Origin of the sequence: Streptomyces sp. NRRL F-2664 (genome assembly GCF_000719345.1) — a bacterium.
Lineage (GTDB): Bacteria > Actinomycetota > Actinomycetes > Streptomycetales > Streptomycetaceae > Streptomyces.
On record NZ_JOFX01000008.1, the window covers coordinates 143,703 to 164,111 of the forward strand.

Consider the following 20,409-nt stretch of genomic DNA (forward strand, 5'->3'; position numbering starts at 1 on the left):
CGCCCAGGGGAACCAGGTCGTCTTCCGTCTGGGCAACGGCGCCACCGGCGGGCAGCCGGGCAGCCTGCCGAGCACCGTCACCGACCGGCTCCCCCGCCCGCTCGTCTTCCTGTCCGCCGACGCTTCCGCGGGCACCTACGACTCCGACACCGGCCTCTGGACCGTCGGCAACCTCGTCGACGGCGCCACCGCCGCTCTCACACTGCGCGCCAAAGCCACCGCGGCCGGCTCGGTCACCAACACTGCCACCGCCCGTGCCGAGGAAAAGGACCTCGACACCTCCCACAACACCGACACCGTCACCCTCTGCGTCGAACGCGCCCCCTCCTGCTGCTCCCCCTGCGCCTGACCCCCGCCTGCACCCGCGCGCACGCCGTGACCCCGCCCTTACGGGGCGGGTCACGGCGTCACTTGCGGTGTGGTCACGGGCCTCGCGCAGTCAGCGGCATCCGGCCGGAGCCGGAGGACACGGGAGACGATGCGCGTCTCAGTGGCCGGCGTCAAGACGACAGCGACTCACGGGCGCGCCGGTGCGTGTCAACTGTCGAGGGTGACCTGGAGCGTGAGGGTCTGCCCTGCCCGCTGGACGGTGAAGGGGACGGTGGCGCCGGGCCGGATCGCGCAGTCACCCGTTCGGCCTGCCCCTGTTCACCGCCGAAACGACACTTCCGCGGAGCTTGGTGAACACCCTGATGCCGACCGCGTTCTGCGGTGATATGAGGGGGCGAATGATCGCTCGCAGTCGTGGGTGGTCGGACGCTTCGTCCGGCATGCGATCCGTCCATGGCACTGGTGGCGGGTCGCCACACCGTAGCCGGCTCCGTCGGCGCCACCTGGGCGACGGCATGCGGGGGCCGTGCCCGCCGGGGGCCACGGGCACGGCGTGGCGTGGTGGGGGCGCTCGCTGCCCGGGTCATGATCGGCTGCGTGAAGACTTCCGGACGTCTGGCCGCCGTCGCGGTCGCGGGACTGCTCGCCACCCTCCCCGCATGCTCGCAGTCCGACGGCCGCAGCGGCGGCGCGGCGGGTACCCGCACCGGCGGGGACACCCTTCGGAGGGCGGCACCCGGCGCGGTGTTCCGGGGCGGGCACCCCGGCGCCGCAGGCGCCCGTGACCCGTACTTCCCGGAGCTCGGCAACGGCGGCTACGACGTCACCCACTATGCCCTGACCCTGGACTACGACCCCGACAGCGGTCGTCTCAAAGGCACTGCGGAGATGACCGCGAGGGCCACGGCGGACCTCAGCGCCTTCAACCTCGACCTCCTCGGCATGGAAGCGCGGAGCGCTACCGTCGACGGCCGCAGGGCGCAGCTGCGCCATGACGGTCAGGAACTGACCCTGCAGCCGCGCGACCATCTCAGGAAGGGCGCCGCCTTCCGCAGCGTCGTGCACTACGCGGGGAATCCCACGTCGATCACCCACGACAACGGGTGGCGCGAAGGATGGCTGAGGACGGACAACGGAGCGGTCGCGTTCGGCGAGCCGACGGGCTCGATGTCCTGGTTCCCGGGCAGCCATCACCCCTCGGACAAGGCCTCGTACGACATCATCGTCACGGTCCCCGAGGGAGTGCAGGCGATCTCCAACGGGCGGCTTCTCACCCAGCGCACCAGTGGCGGCCGCACCACCTTCCACTGGCGCCAGGACGAGCCCATGGCCAGCCATGTGGCGACCGTGGCCATCGGCAGCTACGACATCAGGTCCTCACGGACCCGGTCGGGGATTCCGGTCCTGTCAGCGATCGACACGACCGCGGGCGTGGACGAGGACGGCGCGGTCCTCGGCCGGTTCCCCGAGGTCATGGAATGGGCTGAGCGGAGGTTCGGCCCCTACCCCTTCTCCGCTGCCGGGGTGATCGTCGATCAGGCGGCCGACGTTCCCTACGCCCTGGAGACCCAGACCAGGCCGACCATTCCGGCCGGCATCTTCCACACCACCAACGTGGTGCACGAAATGGCCCACCAGTGGTTCGGCAACTCCGTCACCCCGCGAACCTGGCGGGACATGTGGCTCAACGAGGGCTTCGCGACCTATGCGGAGTGGCTGTGGACCGAGGACCACGGCGGGGCCAGCGCCCAGGACCACTTCGACCGCAACCACGCCAAGGCCCCGGACGACGACGAGTGGGACTTCCCGCCTGCCGAGCCGCCGAGCGCCTCGGACATCTCCGGCCAGCCGGTGTACGTGCGCGGCGCAATGGTGCTCCACATGATCCGCCAGGCCGTGGGGGACGAGGGCTTCCGCGCCCTGGTGCGGGGCTGGACCCTGCGCCACCGCCACGGCCACGCCTCCACTGAGGACTTCACCTCGTACGTGGAGGCCAGGGCCGGCCGGGACCTCGACGCGATCTGGGATTCGTGGCTCTACGGCGACGGCAAGCCCGCCTGACGGGGCCCGCCGCGGCATCAGGTCCTGATGCGCCGGCGGGCGGTATCGACGAGATTCATGTACTTGTCCCAGTCCCACACGGCCCCGGGGTCGTCGTGAGTGGACAGCGGGACCTCCACGTGGCCGATGATGTGGTCCCGGTCGACCGGGACGTCGTACTTCGCACAGACCGTGGCGGTGAGTACGGCGGACGTCTCGTACATCTTGTCGACGTAGACAGGCTGATCGGTCCACCCCTCGTGCTCGATGCCGATGCTCCGGTGGTTGTACCAGACGCTGCCGGAGTGCCAGGCGACGTCGCGTTCGCGCACGCACTGGGCGATCCGCGTGCCGGTTGCGCTGATCATGTAGTGCGCGGACACCCTCTCGGCGGGGTCCTTGAACTTGGCGAACATGACCGGCAGGATGTCCGTTGTCAGATGAATGACGACGTACTCGATGGGATACGACTCGGGGCGCTCGGAGGCCGTGTAGTTGGACTCGCAGGCTTCGACCCAGACTGCGGGCGCGTAGTCCACCGAGGAGTCCTTTCGCACTGCCCCGGGCGGTCCTGCGGCAACAGGCGCTCTGCTACCGGGACTCGGCACCGCAGGTTTCACCTTCTCCTCGGGTCTCATCAGCAGGGGCAGCCCGACAGCGGCCAGAGCCGTGCCCGCCGCGCCGGCGGCCCCCCACAACAGCCGTCGACGGGTCAGCAGGCTGTCTTCCATGGCCACTCCTCATGAAGTCGAGCAGGCAGGCAGAAGGTCGACGCGCCGCGACTCCCGGCATCACCACGCACCGGCGACACGTCTTGTCATCGATGCTTCACCGGCGTCACCACCCCGGCAAGCCGGTCCTCCACCAGTCGGCGCACGCGCCGCCGCGTCCCTTCGGCAGACCAGGGGTGGAGGGCGGGCCGAGAGTACGGTGCCGGGCCGGGTCACAGCGGTTCCGCGGTGCTGGTGTATTGCACGGCGGCCCTGATGGCGGCATCGGGGTGGGGCTGGGCCATCAGTACGCACACGGTGTAGAGGATCCGGCCTGCTGGCCAGTTTCACCGCGCCGGCGGTGGTCGAGCTGACGGCCGCGTGGTGCGGCCCGCCTCCGGACCGGTGACGGTCGTCGGGGCGTGGTCATCGACCGCACCCCCGCGCCGGTGAAGGTGTCGGGCAAGGCCAACCGTGTCCGGCCGCCGTCGCAGGGCGGCGCGGCCGACGAGCTCGGCCTGCACGTGGATCACCGACATCGAGCTGACCACCTTCGACGCCTACGACCCTTACTGGGTCGAGCGGAAGTGGGCCCGCCGCGCGCCGATCAGCGCACCACCGCGACGTCGTGACGGCCGGAGAGCGTCAGCCCAGGAAGCTCAACCGCACGTGACGGTGGCCCTTGTCCTTGTTGGTGTCGACCAGGGTGACGGACTGCCAGGTTCCGAGCTCCAGCGCCCCGTCGACCACCGGGAGCGTCGCGTGGGGCGCAACGATCGCGGGCAGGACATGGTCGCGTCCGTGGCCCGGGGAACCGTGGCGGTGGCGCCACCGGTCGTCGGCGGGCAGCAGCGACTTCAGGGCGGTCAGCAGGTCGTCGTCGCTGCCCGCTCCCGTCTCGATGACGGCGAGCCCGGCGGTCGCGTGCGGGGTGAAGATGTTGAGCAGTCCGCTGCGGCCGCGCGCCACCTCCCTGAGGAAGGCGGCGCAGGCGGAGGTCAGGTCGTGGACGCCCTCCCGGTCGCCGGTCGTCACGTCGATGGTGCGCGTTGCGAAGGTGTCGGCCATGGCTCCATCCTCCCGCCGCCCCGGACCGGGCCGGCGCAACCGGGCCCGTGTCGCCGCCGCACCCGGGACGGCTGCCGGGGCTGCTTCGTTCACGACGGGGGCGCGGCGTCCCCGAGGGAGGCCAGGAAGGTCCGCTGGTCGGCCAGGAAGCCGTCGGCGAACAGGCTCCGCGGCGCGCACACCGCCGTCAGGGTCAGGCGCACGGTCGATGCCTCCACGGAGCGTCTGACGAGAGCGTGGGTGGCGTCCGGGTAGTGGGCGACGTGCAGCGCCGGCCCTGGCAGCACCTGCCGGTAGACGGCCTCGGTCTCGGTGACGTCCACGTTCAGGTCGTGTCCCGCCAGCACCAGCAGGACCGGCAGCCCGCGCAGCGCCGGCAGGTCGACGCTCGCGTCGGCCGTGTGGTTGCGGGAGACGAAGCGCCAGCGCTCGGCGCTCATGTCCGGCGCATCGCCGACGGCCTGCACGTACTCCTCGTACGGGGCTCCTCGCGCGAGCAGGTCGAGGACGGTGTCGCGGCGGCGCAGGGCGGCGGCGGCCTCGGCGTCGGAGGCCCCGTCGCGGCGCAGTTCCGCGAGGAGGTTGTAGCGGCCCTGCCGGCGCCAGTCGATGGCGGGCGAGACCGCGATGACGAACCGGATCCGCGGGTCCGCCGCCGCGACCTTGGGGAGCACCCAGCCGGCCTGGCTGGCGCCCCACAGGCCGATCCGGCCGGCGTCCACCTCGGGCCGCTGCCGGGCCCAGGCGATGGCGTCGGCGACCTCCCCGGCACGGTCGTCCATGGACTGGTCGAGCCAGTTGCCGGGCGATCCTCCCACCCCCGGCTTGCTCCACGACAGGGAGGCGTATCCGGCGCGGGCGAAGGACTCCCAGAGGGGTCGGTAGAAGGTCTCGTGCGTGGCGTCCACCGGACCGTCCCCGTGTACGAACACCACCAGCGGGAACGGCCCCCGGCCGCGCTCGGGCAGGGCCAGCACGCCGTCGAGGGCGCGGCCTCCGTGGCGGACGGTCACCGTCTCCTCGCGCAGTGCGTAGGTGTTCTGCCGGACGATCAGCGTGCCGAGTCCGGCTGCGGCGAGCGCCAGCACCGCCAGCACCGCCGCCACGGCTCTCGTCCGGCGACGGCGGCGCGTCGCCCGCCCCGCCCCCCGCTCCGGTGTTGTTGCCGCCACCATCCACCCCTCCGAAAACTATCATTCACAAAACGCTCGTTTGCGATTCGACCGTAGCGTGAACGTACTATGGTCGTCCACAAGGCCGAGGAGGAGACGTGGACACAGGGGTACGCATCCGGCGCGGAGTGCCGTGCGGGGCGGAGGAGCAGGTCGCCGCGATGTACTGGGAGGCCTTCGGGCGCAAGCTCGGTGCCGCCCTGGGACCGCCGGAGCGGGGACGGGCGTTCATCGCCCGGCATCTCCACCGCGATCGCGGTGTCGTCGCGCTCGCCCCGGGAGGGCGGCACGTCGTGGGTGTCGCCGGATACCGGCTCGGCGGGCGGGGGCTCACCGGTGGCGGCGTCCGGGACGTCCTCACCGGCTACGGGCACCTGCGCGGCCTCCCCCGCCTCGCCGTGCTGGCGCTGCTGGAACGGACCCCGCGGCCGGGCGAGTTGGTGATGGACGGTATCGCCGTCGAGGCCTCCCACCGCGGTATGGGTACGGGCAGCCGACTGCTGGCGGAGATCGCGGCCGTCGCCGCCGAGGCGGGCTGTTCTCGGATCCGTCTGGACGTCGTCGACGTCAACCCGCGCGCCCGCGCACTGTACGAGCGCCACGGATTCCGAGCCGTGCGGACGGAGCGGACGCCCTACCTCAAGGGCCTCATGGGCTTCGGCGCGGTGACCACTATGCACCGGGCCGTCCCCGCACGCACCGGGGAGGGGCCGCGGTGAGCGACGGACAGCAGAACGGGGCCCCGTCGGAGCCGACCGCGCCCGAGGTCGGCACCCGGACCCTGGTGCACGCCCTGGTGCGCGAGGACGGCACCGTCGACACCGGTGAGCTGTACGCCGTCGCCGAGGCGCTCGGGATGAGCGACCAGCAGGTCAGGCTGTGCGTCAAGCGCCTGGTCGCGGAGGGGCGGTTCACCCAGGAGGGCCGCGGCCGCAAGGCCCGGTTGCAGGCCTGCGCCGACGCCACCGGGGCCATCGCCCCGGATGTGGAGTACGTGCGCCACGCTTACCGGCAGGACCGGGGGCTGGCGCCCTGGGACGGGACCTGGCACCTGTTCGCCTTCGCCGTCCCGGAGGCCGAACGGCGGGCACGCGACTCCCTGCGCGACACCCTCCTGCACCTCGGTGCGGCTCCCCTCCAGGGCGGGCTCTACGTCTGCGCCAACCCGATCGGCTCGATCGTCGAGGCGCATGCCTCCCGGCTCGGCGTGCTGCCCGCACTGACCCGTTTCACCAGTCGCGACCTGCGGGTGGGCGAGGAGACGGATCCGCGCGGGCTGGCCGCGCTGCTCTGGCCGCTCGGCCGGGTCGCCGAGCGCCATCGGGCGCTTGCCACCCTCGCCTCGGCGCTGCTGGGCCGCCTGGCCGGCCCGGACCGGCCTACCGGGACCGAGCGTCTGACCAGCGCCGTCGAGCTGGCTGCGGTGTTCACCGCCGCCATGCGGCCCGATCCGCTGCTGCCTCCCGAGCTGCTGCCGCAGCCCTGGCCGGGCACCCGCGCCCGGGGCCTGGCGGCACGCTGCTGGGAGCAGCTCGCAGCCGGTGACGGCCGCGGCCCGGAGCAGCCGCGGTTGTTCCGCCTGTACGAACAGGCCGTCACCGCCGCCGAGCCGCCGCCACCGCCCGCCTGACCGCGGCCCGCAGGGGCGTCGTACGCGCCGTGCCGCGGGCGGGGCGGGCCGGGCTCACTGCACGCTGAAGCGGTGGGGGTGGGCGGGGTCGTGCGGGCAGGCGAAGACGTTGAGCCGGCCGTAGTTGCCGACCGCCACGCCGGTGGGACGGTCCGCGTCGGCCGCGGGGTCGGCGGGCAGCGGGCGCCAACTCGCGCTGTCGGAGCGCCACTCGTAGGAGTCGACGGTCAGCAGCAGCCGCATCGCGCGGCCGCATCCGCGACAGTCCGTGCTGCCGGGGCCGGTGACGTTCCACACGGCGTGCCCGCCGGCCTTCCAACCGGGTGCGACGGACAGGTCGCCCTGGTAGGTCGGCGGGGCCGTGCGCCGGCCGTCCCCGGAGCCGTCCCCGTCCCGGGCACCGCGATCGGGTGGGTCCGCGTCCATGCCGTCGGCCCCGTCGTCGTCCGCGGCCTCCTCCTGGGCGTCCTCCCACTTCTCGACGCGCTCACCGAGTTCGCCCGCCAGCAGCTCGATGTACGGGTACTCGACGACCCGCTCCGGGTGCAGTACGCAGGGGCGGGGCACATAGCCCTCGAAGCCGACGCGCTCCGGTCCGGGCCGGGGTGCCGACACCTCGCCGACCTCCGCCGAGCGCCGCCACGTCAGCCGCACGTGCATGCCGTGGCCCGTCGGTCCGTGGAGGTCGAACGGGCACCAGAGGAGCTGGAGGAGGTCGCAGCCGTCGGGTCCGGCCGCCAGGTCCGGGATGTCGCGGGTATGGAGCTGGGCCACCGCGAGCAGTGGTCCGGCGTGCGGGTGCGGCTCCTCGCACTCCGGCCACGGCTCGCCCGCCGGCCACAGCAGCGGCCCGCCGACGTGGCTGTCGCGCACCGTCGGACGCCCGGGCCGCGGGTGCAGCCTGGTCGCCGTCGCCCGGTGTGCGGCCAGCCCGGGAAAGAGTGCCTCGACATCGAGCGGCCGCGGCGGGGTGGTGAGGGTCATACGGCGAACCTACAAGGCGGTGGGCGGGGTTGGCCCTGAGGGTGTGGGAAGGCAACCGGAGCGGGCATACCTTTCATACTTCACTCCACGGCGCACGCAGCCTTCGGTTGAAAGGATGATCGGTGACCTCTCTGAGCATTCATCAGTCGTCTGATGGGTATGTACCGGTTCCCCGTGCCGAGGTGGCGGTGGAGTGGGCGACGGGGATGGTGATGGCCCTGGTGCCCTGCGGTGCCCGTGAGGCGCGGCTCGTCCTGGCGGCCGCTGCCGAGCTGGCCCAGGCGCCGGTGGCGGACTTCGCGGCCGCGGTGGTGGCGGGCGGGCACGGGCAGCCGGTACCCGCCCGCTGGCGGCGCGCCCTGCGCCGGGCGGTCGCGGCCCTGCTGGCTCCCCGGCCCGGCCCGGACGGCGGCCCGGGCGTACGGGACGCCCGGGGTGTGGGGCTGCTGCCCAGCCGCACCCGCACGGAGGAGGTCCTCATCCGGTTCCGGACCTGCCGGGAGCGGCTCGCCGCCGCCCCCGGCGACGGGGCGGCCCGCAGCGCGATGGACGACATCGCCTACACCCTGTGCGTCCTGATGGGCCGGTCGACCGTCCACGAGGCGGTCCTGGCGGCCGAGCTGCACCTGGCGGGGCGCGACTGACCTGCGCGGGCGGCGTCGGGGTACGGGGGCCTCCGGGGCCTGCCCCGGCCGCGGTGCCGCCCGGGCCCGGCCTCAGGCGTCGTCCCGGGCGTCGTCCGAGGCGCCGTCGTCGAGTGCGGAGGCGAAGCCGATGCACTCGACGTCGATCTGGTCGGCCAGCTCCGTCAGGACTCCGGAGAGGTCGCCGGCGGTCTCGCGGTCACCGCCCAGCTCGCCGGCCTCGGCCGATTCCACCCAGTCCGCCGCGAGACGGCGCAGCAGGGTGGTCACGTGGTCGGCGGGGATCAGCAGGACGCCGTCCGACGCGGGGATCAGCGGTATCGACACGTGGATCATGGCAAGCCCTCCCGGAGAACCCTTGTCAGCGGCGGCTACCCGGTCGGCGGCCGGCCAATCCACAGGGCCCCGCCGCGGGGCGTACACGGGCGGCTCCGTGTGCCGGGTCCCGCCAGGGGTAGGCGCGGGGCGTACCGGACCGTCCGCACACCAGCAGGGAGTGATCATGCCTCGCGGTTCCAGCCCCAAGCGGGAGCGCCAGTACGAGCACATCAAGGAGAGCGCCGAGGAGCGCGGCGAGAGCCCCGAGCGGGCGAAGGAGATCGCCGCGCGGACGGTGAACAAGGAACGGGCGCGCGCCGGCGAGTCGAAGACCGCGAGCCGGACGTCGCTGGAGGACATGTCGTCCTCGAAACGCGGTGGACAGCGCTCCCACAAGGGGGCCCAGGGCCCGACCTACGACCAGCTCTACCAGGAGGCGCGGCGCAAGAACCTCCACGGCCGTTCCTCCATGGACAAGGCCGCGCTCAAGCGGGAGCTGGGCTACTGAGCCGGACCGCCGACCCGAGAACCAGGAGGAGCACGCGATGACACGACACGGGCAGGGCCACGAAGGCCGGCGGCGGACCACTCCGTCGCAGGCTCCGGGTGAGAGCGGCGACCGTGAGGCCCGCCGCGAGGCCGACGAGGCCGTCGTAGGCGGTCCGGGCGGCTCGGGCAGCTCCGGCGCTGGCGGCCATTCCGCCAAGCAGCAGCGGCCCGGCACCGGGCGGGAGGAGCAGACCCGCCCCCAGCCCCCGCGCGACGACCGCACACCGCCCGGCGCGGAGGACGGCTGAGGCGCACGGTCGGCCGGACAGCTCTTGCGCCGGTCGGCGCATTCGGCGGATGATCGCGCCGCTCGCGGGGTAACCGCAGGGCGTGATCACATTCGGCGTCGAAGAGGAATACCTCCTGGTGGACCCGGTGACGGTGCTGCCGGTCCCCGGGGCCGAGTACGTGCGCGGTGCGGCCGGTCTCGGGCCGCTCGCGGAGGACGACGAGGTCCAGGACGAACTGCTCCAGGCTCAGGTGGAAGTCGCCACACCGGTCTGCACGGAGCTGGAGGAGGTGGGCGGCCACCTGCTGCGCCTGCGGCACGCCGTCGCGTCCGCCGCGGAGGAGCACGGCTGCCGGGTGGCGATGGCCGCGGCCGCGCCGCTGAGGTCCACCTCGGCGGTGCCGGTCACCCGCAAGCCCCGGTACCTGAGGATGGAGGACCAGGCCCGGCAGCTGGTGGACGAGCAGCTGATCAACGGGATGCACGTCCACGTGGGGGTGCCCGATCCGGAGACCGGCGTCGCGGTGCTCAACCGGATCCGCGTCTGGCTCCCCACGCTGCTGGCGATGTCGGCGAACTCTCCCCTCTGGGACGGCAAGGACACCGGGTTCGCGAGCTGGCGGACGATCGTCTTCGGCCGGTGGCCGGTGAGCGGCCCGCCGCCGTACTTCGACGGGTTCGCGGACTACGAGCAGCGGATCGACGCCCTCGTCGCCTCGGGGGTGATCGCCGACCGCGGCCAGCTGTACTGGCAGGCGCGGTTGTCCGACCGCTTCCCGACGGTCGAGGTGCGTTGCCTGGACGTGCAGTTGCGCGCCGACGACGCGGTGATGCTGGCCGGCCTGGTCCGCGCACTGGTCGCGGTCGCCCTCGCCGAGGAGAAGGCGGGGGTCGCGCCGGTGCGGTGCCGGCCGGAACTGCTGCAGGCGGCCAACTGGCACGCGGCCCGGCACGGCCTGAACTCCACCCTGGTCGATCCCGACGGGCGCTGCCGCAGCAGCGGCGACGTACTGTCCTCCCTGCTCGCCCATGTCGCTCCGGCGTTGGCGGAGTCCGGCGACGAGCGCGAGGTGTCGTCCCTCGTCCACCGGCTCCTCCAGGAGGGGACGCCTGCGGACCGGCAGCGCCGTGCCCTGCGGGAGGGCGGGATGCCGGCCCTGCGGAACCTGATCGTCGGCGACTCCCCCACCGGCTGAGACGGCGCCCGGCCCGGGTGGCGCCGGGCCCCGGGGAGGGCGGTGCGCACCGTGCGATGCTGGTGCGTATGACCCTGGAAGACCTCGTGAGGCTGCGGCGCGCCCGGGACGTGATCGACCGCGACTACGCGCAGCCACTGGACGTTCCGGCCCTCGCGAAGGTCGCCCTGATGTCGCCCGGGCACTTCTCCCGCAGCTTCCGCGCCGCCTTCGGGGAAACTCCGTACAGCTATCTGATGACGCGCCGCGTGGAGCGCGCGAAGGCACTGCTGCGGCGGGGCGACCTGAGCGTGACGGAGGTCTGCTTCGCCGTCGGGAGCACCTCGCTGGGGTCCTTCAGCTCCCGCTTCACCGAGCTGGTCGGGGAGAGCCCGAGCTCCTACCGGGCGCGTCCGCACGGAGCGGGCGAGGCCGTCCCCGCGTGCGTCGCCAAGTTCATGACGCGACCGGTCCGGGGCCGTGAACCGGGCCCGGGTGGGGAACAGGTCCCGGGCGGGGAACCGGTCCGCCGTGGACCGATCAGGAATGGAGAAGCGGAATCGGCGGGCGCCTCGTAGCGTCGGAGCCATGAACATCAACCTCGCGCAGTGCTTCATCGCAGTGGACGACCACGACAAGGCGATCGCGTTCTACCGCGACGTCCTCGGCCTGGAGGTACGCAACGACGTCGGGTTCGAGGGAATGCGCTGGGTGACCGTCGGCTCGCCCTCGCAGGACGTCGAGATCGTCCTCGAACCGCCGCTCGCCGACCCCGGCGCCCCCGCCGCGGACCGGCAGGCCATGGCGGAACTGCTGGCCAAGGGCATGCTCCGCGGCGTCATCTTCAGCACCGACGACGTCGACGCGACCTTCGAACGCATCCGGGCCGCCGGCGGCGAGGTCATGCAGGAGCCGATCGACCAGCCGTACGGGGTCCGCGACTGCGCCTTCCGGGACCCGGCGGGCAACATGCTGCGCTTCAATCAGCCCCGCAAGCAGTAGGAACCACACGGCCCGACGGCCCGGTCACGGCCGGGCCGCCCGGCGCGACCGTGACCGCGGCCCGCCCCATGGATGAAAGAGACGTCAAGCATGGCCACGAGGAAGAGCACGCAGCCGCCCGCCCGGCACGCTGCCGACAGCCACGACCTGATCCGCGTGCACGGCGCCCGCGTGAACAACCTCAAGGACGTGAGCATCGAGATCCCCAAGCGCCGGCTGACCGTGTTCACCGGAGTCTCCGGTTCGGGCAAGAGCTCGCTGGTCTTCGACACGATCGCGGCCGAGTCGCAGCGGCTGATCAACGAGACGTACAGCGCCTTCGTCCAGGGCTTCATGCCGACACTGGCGCGGCCCGAGGTCGACGTCCTCGACGGGCTGACCACCGCGATCATCGTCGACCAGCAGCGGATGGGCGGCGACCCGCGCTCCACGGTCGGCACCGCCACCGACGCCAACGCGATGCTGCGCATCCTGTTCAGCCGGCTCGGCAAGCCCTACATCGGCTCGCCCAAGGCGTTCTCCTTCAACGTCGCCTCCATCAGCGGGGCGGGCGCCGTCACCGTGGAGCGTGGCGGCCGGACCGTGAAGGAGCGCCGGTCCTTCAGCATCACCGGCGGCATGTGCCCGCGCTGCGAGGGCCGGGGCTCGGTGACCGACCTCGACCTCACGCAGCTCTACGACGACTCCAAGTCCTTGAACGACGGCGCCCTCACCGTCCCCGGCTACAAGCCGGGCGGCTGGAGCTACCGGCTCTACAGCGAGTCGGGGCTGTACGACGCCGACAAGCCGATCCGCGCGTACACCAAGAGGGAGCTGCACGACTTCCTCCACCGCGAGCCGGTCAGGATGAAGATCGCGGGCATCAACATGACGTACGAGGGGCTGATCCCCCGGATCCAGAAGTCGATGCTGGCCAAGGACCGCGAGTCGATGCAGCCGCACATCAGGGAGTTCGTCGACCGGGCGGTGACCTTCACGACCTGCCCCGACTGCGACGGCACCCGGCTCACCGAAGCGGCCCGCTCCTCGAAGATCAAGGGGGTCAGCATCGCCGACGCGTGCGCGATGCAGATCAGCGACCTGGCCGCCTGGGTCGACTCCCTGGACGAGCCCTCGGTGGCCCCGCTGCTCGCCACGCTCCACCACACCCTCGACTCCTTCGTCGAGATCGGGCTCGGCTACCTCTCCCTGGACCGTCCCGCCGGCACCCTGTCCGGAGGTGAGGCGCAGCGCGTCAAGATGATCCGCCACCTGGGGTCCTCGCTCACCGACACCACCTACGTCTTCGACGAGCCCACCACGGGTCTGCACCCGCACGACATCCAGCGCATGAACGGCCTGCTGCTGCGGCTGCGGGACAAGGGCAACACGGTGCTCGTCGTCGAGCACAAGCCGGAGACGATCGCCATCGCCGACCACGTCGTCGACCTCGGCCCCGGCGCCGGCACGGCGGGCGGCACGGTGTGCTTCGAAGGCACCGTCGACGGGCTGCGCACGGGCGGCACGATCACCGGCCGGCACTTCGACGACCGGGCGGCGCTGAAGGAGACGGTACGCCGGCCCACCGGCGTGCTGCCGATCCGCGGCGCCACCACGCACAACCTGCAGGACGTCGACGTCGACATCCCGCTGGGCGTCCTCACGGTCATCACCGGAGTCGCCGGCTCCGGGAAGAGTTCGCTGATCCACGGCTCGATCCCGGCCCGCGAGGGCGTCGTGTCGATCGACCAGGGTGCGATCCGCGGCTCCCGGCGCAGCAACCCGGCGACGTACACCGGCCTGCTCGACCCGATCCGCAAGGCCTTCGCCAAGGCCCACGGGGTCAAGCCGGCGCTGTTCAGCGCCAACTCCGAGGGCGCCTGCCCGACCTGCAACGGCGCGGGGGTCGTCTACACCGACCTGGCGATGATGGCCGGTGTGGCGACCACCTGCGAGGACTGCGAGGGCAAGCGGTTCCAGGCGTCGGTGCTGGACTACCACCTGGGCGGGCGCGACATCAGCGAGGTGCTGGCGATGCCGGTGACCGAGGCGCTGGACTTCTTCGGTTCCGGCGCGGCGGCCACGCCGGCCGCGCACCGCATCCTCGACCGGCTGGCCGATGTCGGACTCGGCTACGTCAGCCTCGGCCAGCCGCTCACGACGCTGTCCGGCGGCGAGCGGCAGCGGCTGAAGCTGGCCACCCACATGTCCGACAAGGGCGGCGTCTACGTCCTCGACGAGCCGACGACCGGACTCCACCTCGCCGACGTCGAACAGCTGCTCGGTCTGCTCGACCGGCTCGTCGACTCGGGCAAGTCGGTGATCGTCATCGAGCACCACCAGGCGGTCATGGCACACGCCGACTGGATCGTCGACCTCGGCCCCGGCGCCGGCCACGACGGCGGCCGGGTCGTCTTCGAGGGAACGCCCGCCGACCTCGTCGCCGACCGTTCGACGCTCACCGGGGAGCACCTCGCGGCCTACGTCGGCGCCTGACCCCGCTGCGGTTCCCGCGGTCCCCCGGCACTGCCGCCGGGGGCCGCGGCACGCGCGACGACCGTCACGGGATCCCGCCAACTCTCCACGATCCGGCACGAGTTGCCACTGCGCTGACTATGTTCTCCGGGGCACGCCAGTTCGCCCCAGGAGGTCAGATTGCAGTCCAGGCGCTCCCTCGCGCTCTCCCGCCTCTTACGCCGCTCCCACCTGCTCATAGCCTTCGCCCTCGGCTCCCTGATGATCGGCCTGACACCCTGGCTCGCGGTCACGAGCACCGCGGCCGGCCGCACCCCGGGGCCACGGGCCGCCCCCGTCCCCACCGACCAGCAGGCGGCGGTGCAGTCACCGCACCACGGCGTCGCACCGGCGAACGCCATGGAACCCGCGGCTCCCGTCCTCGACCGGGCCGGATGGACGGCCACGGCGAGCGACGAGGAGACCGCCGGGGAGAACGGCCGCGCCGCCAACGTGCTCGACGGCGACACCAACACCATCTGGCACAGCAAGTGGACCGCGCCGGCCGCCCCGCTGCCGCACAGCATCACCATCGACATGCACCGCACCGCCGTCGTCTCCGCCCTCGTCCACCGCCCCCGCGGTGACGGACCCAACGGCCGCGTCGGCGAGTACGCGATCCACGTGAGCCCGGACGGTCAGAACTGGGGCACCCCCCTCGCCACCGGCACGCTCGCGGACGACGCCACCGCCAAGACCCTCGGCTTCGCCCCGACGGGTGCCCGGTTCGTACGCCTGACGGCACTCACCGAGGCCGGCAACCGCGGCCCGTGGACCTCGGCCGCCGAGATCAACCTGCTGGGCGACCCCGGCACCCCCGCCGCCACCGTCGACCTGCCCCGGTCCGGATGGACGGCGACGGCGAGCGACGAGGAGACCGCCGGCGAGAACGGCCGCGCCGCCAACGTGCTCGACGGCAACGCGAACACCATCTGGCACAGCAAGTGGACCGCGCCGGCCGCCCCGCTGCCGCACAGCATCACCATCGACATGCACCGCACCACGGTCGTCTCCGCCCTCGTCCTCCATCCCCGCACTGACGGGCCGAACGGACGCGCGGGCGCCTACGCCGTCACGACCAGCACCGACGGCACCGCCTTCGGCACCGCGGTCGCCTCCGGGACCTGGCGTGACGACGACACCGTCAAGACCGCCACCTTCACCCGGCCCGAGCAGGCCCGCTTCGTGCGCCTCACGGTGACCAGCGAAGCCGGCGGCCGCGGCCCGTGGACCTCGGCGGGCGAGATACGCCTGAGCGGACCGGCCAGCCCCGCCGTGCACGGCTCCTGGGGCCGGATCATCGGCTTCCCGCTGGTGCCCGTGGCCACCGCCGCCCTGCCCGGGGACAAGCTGCTCGCGTGGTCCGCGTACGCGGTCGACCGCTTCGGCGGCAGCAACGGCTACACCCAGACGGCGATCCTGGACCTGAAGACCGGCAAGGTCACACAGCGCCGCATCGACAACACCGGCCACGACATGTTCTGCCCCGGCATAGCCATGCTGGCCGACGGACGGGTCCTCGTCACCGGCGGCAGCAACGCAGAGAAGGCCGGCATCTACGACCCGGCCAGTGACTCGTGGTCGACGACCGCCAGTATGGGCATCGCCCGCGGCTATCAGGCCATGACGCTGCTCTCCACCGGCGAGGCCTTCGTCCTCGGCGGGTCCTGGAGCGGGAACGCCGACACCGACAAGGCCGGCGAGGTCTGGTCGCCGGCCACCCGTACCTGGCGCACACTCCCCGGCGTGCCGGCGGCCCCGGCACTGACGGCAGATCCCGCCGGCCCCTACCGCGCCGACAACCACATGTGGCTGCACGCCACTTCGGGCGGCAAGGTCCTGCAGCTGGGGCCCAGCAAGCAGATGAACTGGATCTCGACCGGCGGCCAGGGCTCCATCACCCCGGCCGGCACCCGGGCCGACAGCCAGGACGCCATGACCGGCAACGCCGTCCCCTACGACATCGGCAAGCTGGTCACGCTGGGCGGCTCGCCCGCGTACCAGGACTCCCCCGCGACGCGGCGGGCGTACACCGTCGGCATCTCGGGCAGCCAGGTCCAGGCGGCCCGGACCGGGGACATGGAGTACGCCCGCGCGTTCAGCAACAGCGTCGTCCTGCCGGACGGCAAGGTGGCCGTCTTCGGCGGTCAGGCCTATCCGGTGCCGTTCAGCGACGCCACCTCGGTCCTGACGCCCGAGCTGTGGGACCCGGCGACCGGCAGGTTCACCCCGCTCGCCACCATGGCCGTCCCGCGCAACTACCACAGTGTGGCCAACCTGCTGCCGGACGGCCGGATCTTCTCCGGCGGCGGCGGCCTGTGCGGCGACTGCGCGACCAACCATCCCGACGGGGCGGTCTTCACGCCGCCCTACCTGCTCAACGCGGACGGCACGCCGAAGCCGCGGCCGGCCGTCACCGGGGGCGTGCCCCCGCGGGCGGCTCCCGGGACCACGCTCACGGTGAGCACCGACTCGGCGGTGGCGTCGTTCGTCCTCATGCGGGCGGCGGCCGCGACCCACTCCACCGACAACGACCAGCGGCGGGTCCCGCTCGTGTCCACCCCCGCGGGTACGGGCGGGTACACGGTGGCGATCCCCGCGGACACCGGTGTGGTGCTGCCGGGCACGTACATGCTCTTCGCCCTGGACGCCCAAGGGGTGCCGAGCATCGGGAAGTTCATCACCGTCTCCTGACCCGGGGACGCGGACTCCCCCGCCCGTGCCACCCGTCGTGGCCGGATCACGACGGGTGGCACGGGTGTTCGGGCCACCCGGCTCCCCGTGCCGCCGCCCGCAGGTACGGTTCGCGCATGGACGTTTCCACCATGCAATCGAGTGACGACGTGGTACAGCCGGCAGCGGTCGTCAAGGACATCGCCCGCCGGCAGCTGGCGCGAGCGGGGGCGGCCGGACTCTCCCTGGACGTCGTGGCGCGCGACGGCGGTCTGGCCGTCACCGCTGTGGAAGCCGTCTTCCCGCACCGCGACGACCTGCTGACCGCCCTGGTCATCGACGCCTACGACGCGTCCGGTGCCGCGATGGAGCAGGCCGACCGGACCGCCGCGCAGGCCGGTGCACCGGCGGGCGCCCGGCTCCTCGCGGCCGCTCGGGCGCTGCGGCAGTGGTCCTTCGCGCACCCCGCCGAATTCACTCTGATCTACGGCTCGCCCGTGCCCGGCTACCACGCCCCGCAGGACACCGTACCGCCCGCCTCGCGTACGCCCGCGGTGCTCGCCGGGATCCTGCGGTCGGCCCTGGAGGGTGGGGAACTCACCCCGCCCCGGCGGACGGTGCCCGGCCCGCCGCTGCTGCGGGCCGAGGCCCTGCAGCTCTTCGGCGGTGCGCCCCCGGCTCCCTTCTCGGACCTCGTCGAACGCGGCATCGCCCTGTGGAGCAGCCTGATCGGGCTGCTGGTGTTCCAGGTGTTCAGCCGGACCCACGACAGCGTCCGGGACGAGGCCGCCTACTTCGACTACGCCGTCGCCGTGACGGCGGAGACCGTCGGGCTCGTGGTCCCGCTGGAAGAGGGCGAGCGCTGACGTGAACGCCATCCGCACCCTCTGCTTCGCGACAGCCGCGCTCTCCTCCTACGCCGCGCTGTTCTACCGGCTCTCCCAGGTCCGGCGCAGCTGGCGGGACGGCGCCTACCGCGCGCTGATCGCCACGCTGCTGCTGCAGTGCCTCACCTTCACCATGGGCGCCGTCGCCATGGGCGGCGGGAGCTTCCTGGGCGTGGGCAACCTGGCCATCCTCATCATGCACCTGGCCGCCGTCGCCTTCTGCGTCGCCGCGCAGATCATCCTGCTGCGCTGGGCGGCGACGGACGAGGCGGCGGCTCGCGGGACCCGGTACTGGCTGATCATCGGCATCGTCCTCGACGTGCTGCTGACGGTCCTGTTCTTCCTCGCCGACGGCCCGGGCCGTCCGCTGTCCGACTTCGACGGCACCAGCCGGCCGCTGCTGCTCACCTACCTCCTGGTCTTCATCGTCTCCCAGGCGGTGCCGTGCGTGACGATCTACCGCCAGTGCGGCCCGTACGCCCGGATGACGGACAACGCCTCGCTGCGGCAGGCCCTGCGGATGCTGTCGGTCGCGGCCGTGGTGCTGTTCCTCTACTGCACGGCCCGTACGGTCAACATCCTGACCGCGGCCGCCGGGGTCGACATCGGCGCCTGGAAGCTCGCCTCGAACATCTTCAGCGCCTCGGGAATCGTGATCCTTTCCCTGAGTCTGATCAACTCCCTCTGGGGACCGCCCGTTTCGCGACTCGTGGAGTGGGCCCGCAGCTACCGGTCCTACCGGGCGCTGCACCCGCTCTGGCGCGACCTGTACGAGGCTTCGCCGGACATCGCGCTGGAACCGCCGGGGGCCTCGGTGTCCGACCTCAACTACCGGCTGCACCGGCGCGTGGTCGAAATCCGGGACGGCTGGCGGGACTTGCGGCCCTACATCGACCGGGGAGCCAACTCGGCCGGCGGCGCTGCGGCGGCGGCCGCGGGTACGGGCGGTGCGGCGGGCGGGGGTACGGGCGGGGAGGCCGGTGCGGAACTGCGGCAGGCCTTCGCCGAGGCGGCGCAGATCAGACAGGCCCTGCAGGCGAAGCGGACCGGGATCGTCCCCGATCACAGCAAGGACGCGGGCGATTTCGACGACCGCGACACCGACAACTTCGTGGCGGAAGTCGCCTGGCTCACCCAGGTGGCCGCCGCCTACAGTAAGCTCTGCAAGGCGAGTTGAGAGCTCCCGCCCGGTTTGCATCCCCCGTCAAACCGGGCGGGCTTCTCCCGTTCCCCCGTGTTTCTTCGGGCCGGACGGGTGGCTTCCGCCCGGACTGGCCCGGCCCATCCCCCGAGGGCCGGGCCAGTCCGATCTCTGCAGCAACCCGACCCCGTTTCCCCCGTGAGTCGCGTTAGCTGACAGCTATCGGCGAGACCCAACGTTGGCGGAGTCCCGGCCAATTGTCAACTGACCGCTATTCTGGGAAAGTGACGGATAGCCAAGGGCTATGCCGAGGAGGTGACGGGAGGAAGGTGCACCATGACGGAGACCGAGACCGAGGGCGATGACCGGCCCCTGCTCGCAGTGCGTCTCGACGACCTGTTCAAGACGGTTCGCCCCAAGGGCAAGCACTGGACCAACGCCGAGGTGGCGGAGGAACTGAAGCGTGCCAATCCCGAACTCAAGGTCGGCGGCGTGTACCTGTCACAGCTGCGGACCGGCAAGCGCTCCAATCCCTCACCCGACCTCCTCGCAGCACTCGCCCGCTTCTTCGGCGTCTCCGTCGCCTACTTCTTCGACGACAAGGTCGCCGAGTCGGTGCTCAGCGAGCTCGCCGCCATCGAGGCGCTGCGCCAGTCGGGGGTCCGCGCCGTGGCGATGCGGGCGGCCGGGATGAAGAAGGAGAACCTCCAGGCCATCACGGCCATCATGGACCAGTACCGGCAGTTGCAGGGCCTCCCGCCGGTCGACGACCCCTCCGGCCCCGAATGAGGGGCGCCAGGAAGGAGCGATGGGCGGGTCAGGACCGCCGCAGTCAGCTCAAGAAGCTCCGCAAGGCCGGCGCAGAGCGGATCGCCGAACTCGACCTGCCGGAGGCGACCGACGTGGCCGAACTGTGCCGCCACCTCGGCGAGGCGCGGGGCCGCCCCATCATCCTGGTCCCGATGCAGATGCCCTCGTCGCACCCGTGCGGCATGTGGGTCGCCGCCCGCGACGAGGACCTCATCTTCTACGACGCCAACACCACCAGCGCGCATCAGGAGCACATCATCTTGCACGAGCTGGGCCACATCATCTGCTGCCATCGCGGCGCCGGCGGGCTGGACGAGACGGCCGCCCGTCTGCTGTTCCCCAACCTCGACCCCGACCTCGTCCGCGACATGCTCCTGCGCGCCGCCTACGACGACGTGCAGGAGCAGGAAGCGGAGATCATCGCCTACCTGCTCTCCCAGCGGATGGGCGGCGCAGAGGCGAGGGACGGCGCCGCCCCGTCCCCCGAGACCGGCGCGGCCGGTGATCCCGGGACCAGCGCCATGCTCAGCCGGATCGAACGCACGCTGTTCTGA

21 protein-coding genes are annotated in these 20,409 nt (G+C 72.4%); 16 read left to right on the forward strand and 5 right to left on the reverse strand.

Annotated elements, in window-relative coordinates; genetic code table 11:
* The first annotated feature begins 64 nt into the window (after positions 1-64).
* Positions 65-349, forward strand: coding sequence for a DUF11 domain-containing protein (locus IF89_RS49025; protein WP_267882095.1), 285 nt, complete (start codon positions 65-67; stop codon positions 347-349).
* Positions 350-915: 566 nt separating this feature from the next.
* Positions 916-2,391, forward strand: a complete 1,476-nt coding sequence (locus IF89_RS0111660) for a M1 family metallopeptidase (protein WP_030765125.1) — start codon at positions 916-918, stop codon at positions 2,389-2,391.
* A gap of 17 nt (positions 2,392-2,408) precedes the next feature.
* On the opposite strand, the gene IF89_RS0111665 is transcribed toward IF89_RS0111660, so the two are convergent.
* The 3 genes from IF89_RS0111665 to IF89_RS0111675 form a co-directional block, all read right to left on the reverse strand.
* Entirely contained in the window at positions 2,409-2,909 is a 501-nt protein-coding gene (locus IF89_RS0111665) for an N-acetylmuramoyl-L-alanine amidase (protein WP_051806980.1), read from the reverse strand.
* An 816-nt stretch (positions 2,910-3,725) separates the two neighbouring features.
* Complete coding sequence (locus IF89_RS0111670) at positions 3,726-4,148, reverse strand: secondary thiamine-phosphate synthase enzyme YjbQ (protein WP_030765131.1); 423 nt, start codon at positions 4,146-4,148, stop codon at positions 3,726-3,728.
* Between the two features lie 89 nt (positions 4,149-4,237).
* A complete protein-coding gene (locus IF89_RS0111675; protein ID WP_030765134.1) occupies positions 4,238-5,254 on the reverse strand; it encodes an alpha/beta hydrolase family protein in 1,017 nt (338 codons plus the stop codon).
* 227 nt (positions 5,255-5,481) lie between these two features.
* On the opposite strand from IF89_RS0111675, the gene IF89_RS0111680 reads away from it, so the two are divergent.
* Positions 5,482-6,039 carry a GNAT family N-acetyltransferase gene (locus tag IF89_RS0111680; RefSeq protein ID WP_078628237.1) on the forward strand — a complete coding sequence of 186 codons (558 nt, stop codon included), beginning with the start codon at positions 5,482-5,484 and terminating at the stop codon, positions 6,037-6,039.
* The gene (locus tag IF89_RS0111685; RefSeq protein WP_030765140.1) at positions 6,036-6,950 is read left to right on the forward strand and encodes a PaaX family transcriptional regulator C-terminal domain-containing protein; all 915 of its coding nucleotides are present in this window, start codon (positions 6,036-6,038) and stop codon (positions 6,948-6,950) included. The genes IF89_RS0111680 and IF89_RS0111685 overlap by 4 nt, the downstream gene beginning before the upstream one ends.
* Before the next feature lie 54 nt (positions 6,951-7,004).
* On the opposite strand, the gene IF89_RS0111690 is transcribed toward IF89_RS0111685, so the two are convergent.
* Positions 7,005-7,934: a hypothetical protein gene (locus tag IF89_RS0111690; protein ID WP_030765142.1), complete on the reverse strand. Its 930-nt coding sequence runs from the start codon at positions 7,932-7,934 to the stop codon at positions 7,005-7,007.
* Between the two features lie 188 nt (positions 7,935-8,122).
* Here IF89_RS0111690 and IF89_RS46960 point away from each other — a divergent pair, with 188 nt between their 5' ends.
* A complete protein-coding gene (locus IF89_RS46960) occupies positions 8,123-8,578 on the forward strand; it encodes a DUF5133 domain-containing protein (RefSeq protein WP_234327727.1) in 456 nt (151 codons plus the stop codon).
* Positions 8,579-8,650: 72 nt separating this feature from the next.
* Here the strand turns inward: IF89_RS46960 and IF89_RS0111700 are convergent, their stop codons facing one another.
* Positions 8,651-8,914 (reverse strand): DUF6213 family protein, encoded by a 264-nt coding sequence (locus IF89_RS0111700; protein ID WP_051806982.1) that lies wholly within the window; start codon positions 8,912-8,914, stop codon positions 8,651-8,653.
* Positions 8,915-9,080: 166 nt separating this feature from the next.
* Between IF89_RS0111700 and IF89_RS0111705 the strand changes: the two genes are divergently transcribed.
* The 11 genes from IF89_RS0111705 (at position 9,081) to IF89_RS0111755 (ending at position 20,409) form a co-directional block, all read left to right on the forward strand.
* Entirely contained in the window at positions 9,081-9,404 is a 324-nt protein-coding gene (locus tag IF89_RS0111705; RefSeq protein ID WP_030765150.1) for a hypothetical protein, read from the forward strand.
* Between the two features lie 37 nt (positions 9,405-9,441).
* Positions 9,442-9,693, forward strand: a complete 252-nt coding sequence (locus tag IF89_RS0111710) for a hypothetical protein (RefSeq protein ID WP_030765153.1) — start codon at positions 9,442-9,444, stop codon at positions 9,691-9,693.
* Between the two features lie 82 nt (positions 9,694-9,775).
* The gene (locus IF89_RS0111715; RefSeq protein WP_030765156.1) at positions 9,776-10,870 is read left to right on the forward strand and encodes a carboxylate-amine ligase; all 1,095 of its coding nucleotides are present in this window, start codon (positions 9,776-9,778) and stop codon (positions 10,868-10,870) included.
* A gap of 68 nt (positions 10,871-10,938) precedes the next feature.
* A complete protein-coding gene (locus tag IF89_RS0111720) occupies positions 10,939-11,427 on the forward strand; it encodes a helix-turn-helix transcriptional regulator (protein ID WP_030765158.1) in 489 nt (162 codons plus the stop codon).
* Between the two features lie 10 nt (positions 11,428-11,437).
* Positions 11,438-11,851 carry a VOC family protein gene (locus IF89_RS0111725; protein WP_030765161.1) on the forward strand — a complete coding sequence of 138 codons (414 nt, stop codon included), beginning with the start codon at positions 11,438-11,440 and terminating at the stop codon, positions 11,849-11,851.
* A 90-nt stretch (positions 11,852-11,941) separates the two neighbouring features.
* The gene (locus tag IF89_RS0111730; RefSeq protein WP_030765164.1) at positions 11,942-14,326 is read left to right on the forward strand and encodes an ATP-binding cassette domain-containing protein; all 2,385 of its coding nucleotides are present in this window, start codon (positions 11,942-11,944) and stop codon (positions 14,324-14,326) included.
* Positions 14,327-14,485: 159 nt separating this feature from the next.
* Entirely contained in the window at positions 14,486-17,038 is a 2,553-nt protein-coding gene (locus tag IF89_RS0111735; RefSeq protein ID WP_234327728.1) for a discoidin domain-containing protein, read from the forward strand.
* A gap of 116 nt (positions 17,039-17,154) precedes the next feature.
* Positions 17,155-17,883 carry a TetR-like C-terminal domain-containing protein gene (locus tag IF89_RS0111740; RefSeq protein WP_051806983.1) on the forward strand — a complete coding sequence of 243 codons (729 nt, stop codon included), beginning with the start codon at positions 17,155-17,157 and terminating at the stop codon, positions 17,881-17,883.
* A gap of 1 nt (position 17,884) precedes the next feature.
* Positions 17,885-19,081 carry an MAB_1171c family putative transporter gene (locus IF89_RS0111745; protein WP_030765173.1) on the forward strand — a complete coding sequence of 399 codons (1,197 nt, stop codon included), beginning with the start codon at positions 17,885-17,887 and terminating at the stop codon, positions 19,079-19,081.
* A 300-nt stretch (positions 19,082-19,381) separates the two neighbouring features.
* Positions 19,382-19,834 (forward strand): helix-turn-helix domain-containing protein, encoded by a 453-nt coding sequence (locus tag IF89_RS0111750; protein ID WP_030765176.1) that lies wholly within the window; start codon positions 19,382-19,384, stop codon positions 19,832-19,834.
* The gene (locus tag IF89_RS0111755; protein ID WP_030765179.1) at positions 19,831-20,409 is read left to right on the forward strand and encodes a toxin; all 579 of its coding nucleotides are present in this window, start codon (positions 19,831-19,833) and stop codon (positions 20,407-20,409) included. Before IF89_RS0111750 ends, IF89_RS0111755 begins: the two co-directional genes overlap by 4 nt.